Here is a 9,321-nt window from a genome sequence, read left to right on the forward strand (position 1 = left end):
GTCACACGGCAACGTGCTCGCTCACCCTCACGCCTGATCAGTGGAGTGGTCGACCTGATTGACGAATGCCCGCAACTCGGCTTGCATCTGCCGCTGCCACTTAGTTAAGGCTGCCGGATTTCGGTCCAGAAGCCAGTACAAGTCTTCGCGAGCCAGACCATCGGCTGAACCCGAATCTTCCGTGGCGATATAAGTCTCCAACAACCGCCAACCGGCAAGCGTCGTCTGCGGATCCTCTCGGCCGAACCGTCTCCGCATCACTTCCAGCACACGCTCCTGTAGCTCCTGCGCTCTCGCATGATCTCCACGGGTGCTCAGCGTGGAAGCTAGGTTGCTCATTGCAATCATCGTATCCGGGTGCTCCTCCCCGAGGATGCGCCGCCTCGCTTCCAGCACACGCTCCTGTAGCTCCTGCGCTCTCGCATGATCCCCACGGGCACTCACCGTGAGAGCCAGGTTATTCATCGCGATCATCGTATCCGGGTGCTCCTCCCCGAGGATCCGCCGTATCGTCGCCACCCCTTGCTCTTGTAGCTCCTGCGCTCCGGCATGATCCCCACGCTCGCTTAGTGTGAGAGCTAAGTTGTTCATCGCGCTCATTGTAGTCGGGTGCTCCTCCCCGAGGATGCGCCGCATCGCCTCCAGCACCCGCTCCTGTAGCTCCTGCGCTCCCGCATGATCCCCACGCTCTCTCCACGTCGAGGCCAGGTTATTCATCGAGGCTAGCGTTGCCGGGTGCTCCTTCCCGAGGATGCGCAGGCTCACTTCCAGCACGCGCTCTTGTAGCTCTTGCGCTCCCGCATGATCCCCACAGCTGCTCCGCGTAGCCGCCAGGTTGCTCATCGCAGTCAGCGTAGCCGGGTGCTCCTCTCCGACGATGCGCCGCCTCACCTCCAGCACCCGCTCCTGTAGCTCCTGCGCTCTTGTATAATCCCCGCGGATTCGCCGCGTGGCAGCCAGGTTGCTCATCGCGATCAGCGTAGCCGGATGCTCCTCCCCAAAGATGCGCCGGCTCGCCTCCAGCCCTTGCTCTTGTAGCTTCTGCGCTCCTGCATGATCCCCACGGTAGCTCCGCGTGAGAGCCAGATTGCCCATCGCAGTCAGCGTATGTGGGTGCTCCTGTCCGAGGAGGCGACGCATCGCCTCCAGCACCCGCTCCTCTAGATCCTGCGCTCCGGCACGGTCCCCACGGTCGCTTCGCGTGGAAGCCAAGTTGCCCATTGCGGTCAGCGTATCCGGGTGCTCCTCCCCGAGGATGCGCCACCTCGCGCCCAGCACCCGCTCCTGTAGCTCCTGCGCTCCGGCAAGATCCCCACGAGCTCTCCGCGTGGAAGCTAGGTTACTCATTGCGGTTAGCGTATTCGGGTGCTCCTCTCCGAGAATGCGCTGCCTCGCTTCCAGCACCCGCTCCTTTAGCTCTTGCGCTCCCGCATGATCCCCATGGGCATCCCGCGTTATAGCCAGATTGTTCATCGCTGTCAGCGTATGCGGATGCTCCTCCCCAAGCCGTACTGTGGACGCGAAAGCCACTGATGCGAAGATGTCACGTGCGAGAACCGGATGGCCGTATTGCCACAGAATGGTGCCCGCATGGTTGGCGAAAACCCGTGCTTGGGAGAAGCCATCTCCATCGGTGAGCTCCGCAGCCCAATTGGCAAAAACGGCTGAAGCGAGTGGACCACATTCGCGAACCACGGCCGAGCCCTCTCCGCCCTGTCCTTGCGCGGCTTCCATGAGCCCCGTCAAAAGCGCTGGGATGACCTCAACCTCCTCTGCTGGCGCTATGGATTGTGCGCGGGTGAAATCTCCCAAGACGCGGTGCATCGCTCCATAGTACACAGCGGAGCCGTCACGCACCTCCGCCACGAAGGAGCGATTGAGGAGTTTGGCGCGAATCCCCGGAGCGAAGATCTCAGGTCCGAGGGCACCGATTACGAACGTGGGGACCGGCGCAGGCGCCATCCAGGCGATCAGGCGCGCAGCGTACTGCTCTTCCGGCGTCAGCAGGTTGTAGGACGTGGAGAACGCTTCGGTGATGCCGCGCAGAGCACCTGCCGGTACGACGTGGCGAATAGACTCCATCGCTGCATCGACGGCGGCGCTCGGCCGCTGCTTATGGCTAAGCTCAAGGAGCGCGGCGGGCGTTATCTCGCCAGAGCGAAGAACGCGATTCAGGACCTCAAGCGCCAGCGGAAGGTGGCCGACCCATTCGGCGATGTGCTGCCAGTCGGCGTCTTCAAGTGCATCTCGCCGAACTTCCGTCGTAAGCAACTCGACCGCGGAGGCGGGGTCCAGGGTGTCGACGGGGAGCGCGACGACGCTGCCGCCGCCGAGAGCGACGCGGGTGCGCGAGGTCGTCAGCACCGGAACGTCGCTGAGGACGGGGCACCACGTGTCGAGCGGCTTCGGAGGCTCGCCGGGCTGAGGCTCCGGGACGTTGTCGATGATGAACAGCGGCGTGGGGGCGTCGTCCGGGCGAGAGCGGATGGCGCGGGCGACGGCGGCCGGGACGCCGCCGGGTACCTGACGGATTTGCTCGATCGCGGGGGCGCTCGGGTTCAGCGCCTGGAGGACATCGTAGAGCTGAAGCTCGGGGTCGCTTTCGGCATTGATCCAGAAGAGGCCGCCGCGGAAGTGGCGGGGGCCGAAGCGGTACAGGTACTCCAGCGCCAGGCGCGTCTTCCCGAACCCGCCGATCGCCTCGATGGAGCCAGGGAGGCCGGCGGCGGTGGCGGGGTCGCCGCGCTCGGTCCAGAGCAGATCGTGGATGCGCCACAGGTCGTCGGCGCGGCCGACGAAGGCGTCGCCGATGGTCGGGGCGAGGCCAACCTGCGGGACGAAGGGCAGGTTGCCGATCCGCATCGGCGGGGGGAGGCGTGTGGCTTCGAGCAGGAACGAGCGCGCGGCGTCCGCATCGGCAACGGAGGCGTAGCGCTCGCGGAGGGTGGGCGGGTTCGCAGCCAACTCGGCTTCCACGAGCGCGGCGATGGCATCGATGTCTTCCACCGCAGGCCAGTTGCGGGCGCGCACCAGCGGCGGGAAGCGCTCCATCATCGGGTCCACGCCGCGCGGGGGCATGGCGACCACCAGGCCGCGGAGCGCGTCGGCCTTTTCCTGCGGCGTGGCGCCAGGGCGCTCCGCGGCGCGCAGGAAGGGGGTGCGGGCGATGCGGAACTCCAGCAGGCAGTACCAGCGCGTGAAGTACTGTGGCTCGGCGAAGATCACGACGACGCGCGCAGAGAACAGCGCGTCCACCAGCGCCTCGGGAAAGCGCTCGCCCGGCGCGATGTCCGCCGTGTCGAGGAACGCCGTACGTCCGCCGAGCGCGTGGTGGAGCGCCTGGGCCTTGTCGCGGCTGGCGTCGCGGGCGTAGGAGATAAAGACGGGCTGGCTCATCACGCTTGTGGTTGCAGATCGAACGCGCGCATCCTCATCGACATGAATGGCCTGTCAGGCGCGTAAACGCAACGCGGGACAGCCGGCGGGCGATCCCCGGTTTCTCTCGAACGGCAGAGCGGGCCGCGAAGGGAGAAAGCTTGACGAAGTTTGCAGGTGCTAGTACACTAGCATCTGCTGGCAATTTAGCAGTGCGTGCGGAGCTATCTCCCCTTCTGGCTCGACACATTCGCGGGCGCAGATGTGCCTGTCCCGCCGGCATCCGTGCCCGTCACGTCCACGCGACAAACCTTTTGGGCGTTCCGTGCATCTCATGCACGTCCCCACCTCAAACCGCCGGCTTTCACCCGCCTTTCAGCCGTACCTCCTCATGAAGCGTATCGCCGTATCCCTTCTCCTGGCGTGTACCGCCGCCCCCGCCGCCGCGCAGCAGACCGCGGCCGCCCCCCGCACGGCGACCCCCGAGCCGCCCCAGGCCGCCGCCACGCGCACCACGCAGCCCATCCGCATCGACGGCGTGCTGGACGACGCGGCGTGGCAGGCGGCTACGCCCATCACCGAGTTCCGGCAGCTGGACCCGCAGGAGGGGCAGCCCGCCACCGAGCGCACCGACGTCCGCATTCTGTACGACGACGGCGCGCTGTACATCGGCGCGCGGCTGTACGACCGGCAGCCGGTGCGGTCGCGGCTGGGGCGGCGCGACATGAGCATGTCGGCGTCGGACTGGCTTACGGTCATTCTGGACAGCAACCACGACCACCGCACGGCCGTGGGCTTCGAGGTGAACCCGGCGGGTGTGCGGCGCGACCAGACGCGCGACGGCGACGGCGGCGAGGACGACTCGTGGGACCCGGTGTGGGAGGCGGAAACGTCGGTGAGCGACAGCGGCTGGGTGGCGGAGATCCGCATCCCCTTCAGCCAGCTGCGGTTCAGCGCGGCGCCGGTGCAGACGTGGGGAATGCAGGTGGAGCGGCAGATCGCCCGCAACCAGGAGTTCTCGGTCTGGTCGTTCACCCCGCGCGACCAGCCGGGCGGCATCCCCCGCTTTGGCCACCTGGCCGGGCTGGAGCGCATTCCGACCGGCAAGCGGCTGGAGGTGCTGCCGTACGCGGTGAGCCGGGCGGAGAACGTGGAGCGCGGCGCCAACCCGTTTCGCGAAGACCGCGAGTACGGGATGGACGTGGGGGTGGACCTCAAGTACCGCCTGAGCAGCAACATGACGCTGGACGCCACCGTGAACCCGGACTTTGGCCAGGTGGAGGTGGACCCGGCGGTGGTGAACCTTACGGCGTTTGAAACGCAGTACGACGAGCGCCGCCCTTTCTTTGTGGAGGGCGCGGAGATCTTCCGCTTTGGCGGCGACGGGACCAACCTGGCATTTTACTCGCGCCGCATTGGCCGCACGCCCACGATCGTGCCCGCCGCCGACGCGTATGACGTGTCCAGCACCACGCGCATCCTGGGGGCGATGAAGCTGTCCGGGCGCACGCAGGGCGGCTGGTCCATCGGCGTGCTGGACGCGGTGACGCGGCGCGAGGAGGCGCGCTTTCGCCTGCCCGGAGAGACGGAGAACCAGACGCTGACGGCCGAGCCGCTGACCAACTTTTTCGTGGGCCGCGCGCGGCGCGAGACGCGCGCGGGGCAGACGGCGATCGGCGGCTTTGTGGGCGCGGTGAACCGCAACCTGGACACCGACGCACTGCAATCGTCGCTGCGCTCGGCCGCCTACACGGGCGGCGTGGACATCTCGCACCAGTGGGACGAGCGCAACTGGACGCTGACCGGCTTTCTGGCCGGCAGCCACGTGCGCGGCGACCGTGCGTCCATCCTGAGCACGCAGAGTCTGCCGTACCACTACTTTGGGCGGCCCGACGCGGACCACCTGCAGCTGGACTCGGCGCTGTCGTCGCTTTCCGGCTTTGCGGGGGCGGTGCAGGTGAACCGGCGCATGGGGCGGCTGTGGAGCGCGTACGGCCGGCTGAACACCATCAGCCCCGGGTACGAGGTGAGCGACCTGGGCTTTCAGCGCCGCGCGGACCGCATCGACGCCGAGATCGGTGGCAGCTACAACGAGACGCGCCCCGGCAAGGTGCTGCGCCGCTACAACCTGTACGCCTCGGGGCTGGTGGAGCACAACTACGGCTGGCAGAACATCTCCAACCGCGTGTTCACCGGCGTGAACGCGCAGCTGCTCAACTACTGGAGCGTGTACTTCAACCTCAACACGTCGCTTCCCGGCACGGTGGACGACCGACTTACGCGCGGCGGCCCCGCGGCGCACCGGGTGGGCTTTTCGTCCGTCAACGCCGGCGTGTCGACGGACCCGCGCAAGAAGGTGATCGGCGACCTGGGCACCTATTACCAGCGCGACGGGGCGGGCGGCTACTCGGGCGAGCTGTTCGCGGGGGTGACGGTGCGTCCCCAGCCGCACTGGGAGGTGTCGGTGGGGCCCTCCATCAGCCGCTCGCACGCGGTGGCGCAGTACCTGATGCGGGTGGCTGACCCGCTCAAGACGGAGACGTTTGGCGCGCGCTACGTGTTCGCTCCGCTGGACCAGACGTCGGTGGCGCTGGAGACGCGGCTCAACTACACCTTTACGCCGGCGCTTTCGCTGCAGGTGTACGCGCAGCCGTTCATTGCCACGGGCGACTTTGGCGCGCCCAGGGAGTTGGCGCGGGCGGGGACGTTCGAGTTCCTGGAGTACGGCAGCGACGTGGGCGTGATCGTGGACGGGCAGATCTATCCCAACGGCCAGGGCCCCAACGCGGTCTCGTTCCCGGTGGTGGAGCCGGACTTCAACCTGCGCAGCCTGCGCGGCAACGCGGTGCTGCGGTGGGAGTGGCGGCCGGGGAGCACCCTGTACCTGGCCTGGCAGCAGAACCGCAGCGACTCCCAGGCCTTTGGCGACTTTGACCTGCGCCGCGACGCCGACGGCCTGTTCGGCTCCGCGCCCGACGACGTGTTCCTGATCAAGGTCAGCTACTGGCTGAACCCCTGATCCCGAACTTCGGGAAAACTGCAGGTGTCACGCGGAGACGCGGAGGGCGCGGAGGCGCGGAGAACCGCGTCCTGAATCTCCCATTTCGCACGACGTGATCGATTCAGGTGGATGAAAAAAAGTCCCGGCTTCTCGCGAGAGAGGCCGGGGTTTTTTGTAACTCGGATGATGGTGACGAGGCGACATCGCGCAGCATCTGTCATTCCGAACGTCCAGCGGAAGGTGTCATTCTGAGTCTGAGCCTGAGGCGCGCGCTCTGAGGCTGAGAGGGTGCTGAGAAACCTCAGTTCTTCGTACGAAGCGCTCAGTCATCCTGAGGGAGCGTCACGCGGAACCTTCAGGAAAACAAGAGCTTACGCGCGACCGAAGGACCTTCTCTCCGCCACCGTGGGGCTTGATGCGGGGGCATGAAGCCAGCCTTCACGCTTCTGCCGGCAAGGTCCTTCAGTCGGCGCCAAGGTAGTGTGTATGAGCAGTTTATGGAGCGGCGCCTCCCTCAGGATGACTGGCACGATCCGAGGTCTCTCAACACCCGCTGAGCGAGGCGCACGCACGGTTCTGTCGGGTTTGCGCAATTGCCTGTGCGCCGATCGGCGCACGATCCCGTCGGCTACGTCTGGCTTCGAGGCGGGGCCCCGCCCGTTTCCGACGGAGATTCTTTGGCCGGCGCCATGGCCCTGGAGCGTGAAGACGGTTGTGCGCGGCGCCGACCTCAGAATGACAGTGATCTTCTGGACGCAGTCTTTCAGGGATTCACCCGTTCACCCGTCCACCCGTTCACCCGTTCACGGCCGGGGGCGCGGCGTGACGCGGACGTCGCCGCCGGGCGGGCGGCGGGGCGGGATGGCGCCGGGGCGCGGCGTCTCGTACACGCCCACGGCAAAGTGGCAGGGCGACTGCGCGCACTGGGCCATGATCGTCTCCACCGTAAGCCGCACGTCACGTGCGGGAGCAAGCTCCACGACGGCGGTTTCGTCCGTCGACCGGTCTTCGCCAAGCAGGTAGCCGCCGTCCAGCACCCGCAGGTCCAGGTCGGTGCAGTCCTGGTCGCACACGGCCACCAGCGTGTAGCGCGTTCCGCCGGTCAGCGTCACGGTAGTGCCCGTGATGACGCCGTGCGCGGCCTTGGAAAGCCACGGGTGGTGCGTGGGCATCACCAGCCGCCGCCACGCCGCCATCTCCCCCAGCCGCTGAAACACGGTGCGGTCGTATGCATCCATCACCAGGATCTCGTCGTCCGCCGCCGCGGGCTGCGCGGCCGGCGGCTCACCCACGCGCTGCCAGGTGGCCGAGTTGCCGTTGCTGCTGTAGTAGTTTGGGCATTCGCTGCGGGACGTCTGCCGGGTGACCACGTATCCCGGCAAGGTGGGGCTGAGCGTGGTGCAGACGCTGACGGTGTCGCCGGGAACACGGATGGTAAAGCTGTTGGGGCCGGACGAGTAATAGCCGGGACACTCGGTTCTGCTGCTGGTCGCGGTGACCACGTAGCCGGTGGGGATCGGCTGGTTGCTGCACATCTGCACAGGCTGGGCGGCCGCGCCCCGGGGATGGGCGACAACCGCGGCAAGCAGGAGCACGGCACGCAGGAGCAGGCGATGGAGGGGCATCAAGGGTTCCGGGGCCGGAAGATGGAAGAGGTGTGCGGCGGCCGCGGGCAGGTCGCGAGCCGGGCGCGGGGAAGATACTGTTGATGCGTCGCGCCGGGCGAGAACGCCGTGTTTACGGTCCGTCCGGCGCGACGAGGTCCCATCTAGTCGTGGAGCTTCACCGATGTTCCGTAAAGAGATTCCCTTCGTTCGCGCGCTGCGGCTGCGGCGGGAGCGGGTTCCCTCGTTCAGCCGCTATCCGTTCTCGCTGCCGGCCGTGCGCGGGCTGCACGAGCTGGGGCTGGTGGAGGAGGGCGTAACCTTTTTCGCCGGCGAAAACGGGACGGGGAAGAGCACCGTGCTGGAGGCGATCGCCGTGCGCCTGGGCTTCAACCCCGAAGGCGGATCCGACGACCTGCGCTTTTCAACCGTGGACCAGTCGCACTCCGGGCTCAGCGAGCACGTGGAGCTTCTGCCGGGGAGCGGCGTCGCGGGGGACGGCTTCTTTGTCCGCACCGAAGGGCTGTTCAACCTGGCGACGGAGATCGACCGGCAGGACGAGGAGATGGAGGCGATTGCGCGCGAGGTAAAGAAGCGCAGCGGGGTGGTGATGACGGGGTACCGCCCGCTGAACGCGCGCTACGGCGGCGGCCGCAGCCTGCACGCGCAGTCGCACGGCGAGGCCATGCTGGCGCTGCTGAACCACCGGCTGCGCGGCGGCGGCATCTACCTGATGGACGAACCCGAGACGGCGCTCTCGCCCCTGCGCCAGCTCGCGCTGCTTTCCGTGATGCACCGGCTGGTGCGGGGTGGCTCGCAGCTGGTGATCGCCACCCACTCGCCGATCCTGCTGGCGTACCCCGGCGCCCGCATCTACCGCTTTGGCGACGAGGGGATTGCGGAGGTGGAGTACGAGGAAACGGAGGCATATCGCGTAACCCACGACTTTCTGAACCACCGCGAGCGCTCCCTGCGCACCCTCTTCAGCGACGACGACGGCGACAAGGATGACTGATTCCGCCCGCATCACGCCGTCGTGCCTCTGCCTGTCTCCTCAAAATGGTGAGTTGGTTCACCAAAACGTGGAGTGGTTCTGCACAATAAAAGTGAATGGGGATGCCGATTCCCTTCTTTGCTGCACGGCTTCCGGTCTCCGCGCGTCGAGCGGATCGTTCTGAATCGTCACGCACCACGGGGCTGCTGAACTTCCGGCGGACCGGGTAATCGCATCTCATCCAACTTCATCCTCCCCAAACCGTTAACCGCGGCGGCCGATTAAACGGAATGGGCCGCCGCGGTGCCTGGCGGGGTTGCGGTCAGTTGGCGGTTTTGCGGGTGGGG

4 protein-coding genes are annotated in these 9,321 nt (G+C 67.0%); 2 read left to right on the top strand and 2 right to left on the bottom strand.

Annotated elements, in window-relative coordinates; translation table 11 throughout:
- Positions 1-27: 27 nt before the first annotated feature.
- Entirely contained in the window at positions 28-3,396 is a 3,369-nt protein-coding gene (locus tag ACOJUJ_RS18375) for a tetratricopeptide repeat protein (protein ID WP_420128350.1), read from the bottom strand.
- 370 nt (positions 3,397-3,766) lie between these two features.
- Between ACOJUJ_RS18375 and ACOJUJ_RS18380 the strand changes: the two genes are divergently transcribed.
- Complete coding sequence (locus tag ACOJUJ_RS18380; protein WP_420128351.1) at positions 3,767-6,394, top strand: DUF5916 domain-containing protein; 2,628 nt, start codon at positions 3,767-3,769, stop codon at positions 6,392-6,394.
- 785 nt (positions 6,395-7,179) lie between these two features.
- On the opposite strand, the gene ACOJUJ_RS18385 is transcribed toward ACOJUJ_RS18380, so the two are convergent.
- The gene (locus tag ACOJUJ_RS18385) at positions 7,180-8,001 is read right to left on the bottom strand and encodes a hypothetical protein (protein ID WP_420128352.1); all 822 of its coding nucleotides are present in this window, start codon (positions 7,999-8,001) and stop codon (positions 7,180-7,182) included.
- 163 nt (positions 8,002-8,164) lie between these two features.
- Here ACOJUJ_RS18385 and ACOJUJ_RS18390 point away from each other — a divergent pair, with 163 nt between their 5' ends.
- A complete protein-coding gene (locus tag ACOJUJ_RS18390) occupies positions 8,165-8,995 on the top strand; it encodes an AAA family ATPase (protein WP_420128353.1) in 831 nt (276 codons plus the stop codon).
- Positions 8,996-9,321 lie beyond the last annotated feature (326 nt).

Source organism: Longimicrobium sp. (genome assembly GCF_048594345.1).
GTDB lineage: Bacteria > Gemmatimonadota > Gemmatimonadetes > Longimicrobiales > Longimicrobiaceae > Longimicrobium.

Excerpts from the sequence above, each read along its gene's own strand:
- ACOJUJ_RS18380 (WP_420128351.1), top strand. The coding sequence starts at position 3,767 with ATGAAGCGTATCGCCGTATCCCTTCTCCTGGCGTGTACCGCCGCCCCC.
- ACOJUJ_RS18385 (WP_420128352.1), bottom strand. The coding sequence starts at position 8,001 with ATGCCCCTCCATCGCCTGCTCCTGCGTGCCGTGCTCCTGCTTGCCGCG.
- ACOJUJ_RS18390 (WP_420128353.1), top strand. The coding sequence starts at position 8,165 with ATGTTCCGTAAAGAGATTCCCTTCGTTCGCGCGCTGCGGCTGCGGCGG.
- ACOJUJ_RS18375 (WP_420128350.1), bottom strand. The coding sequence starts at position 3,396 with ATGAGCCAGCCCGTCTTTATCTCCTACGCCCGCGACGCCAGCCGCGAC.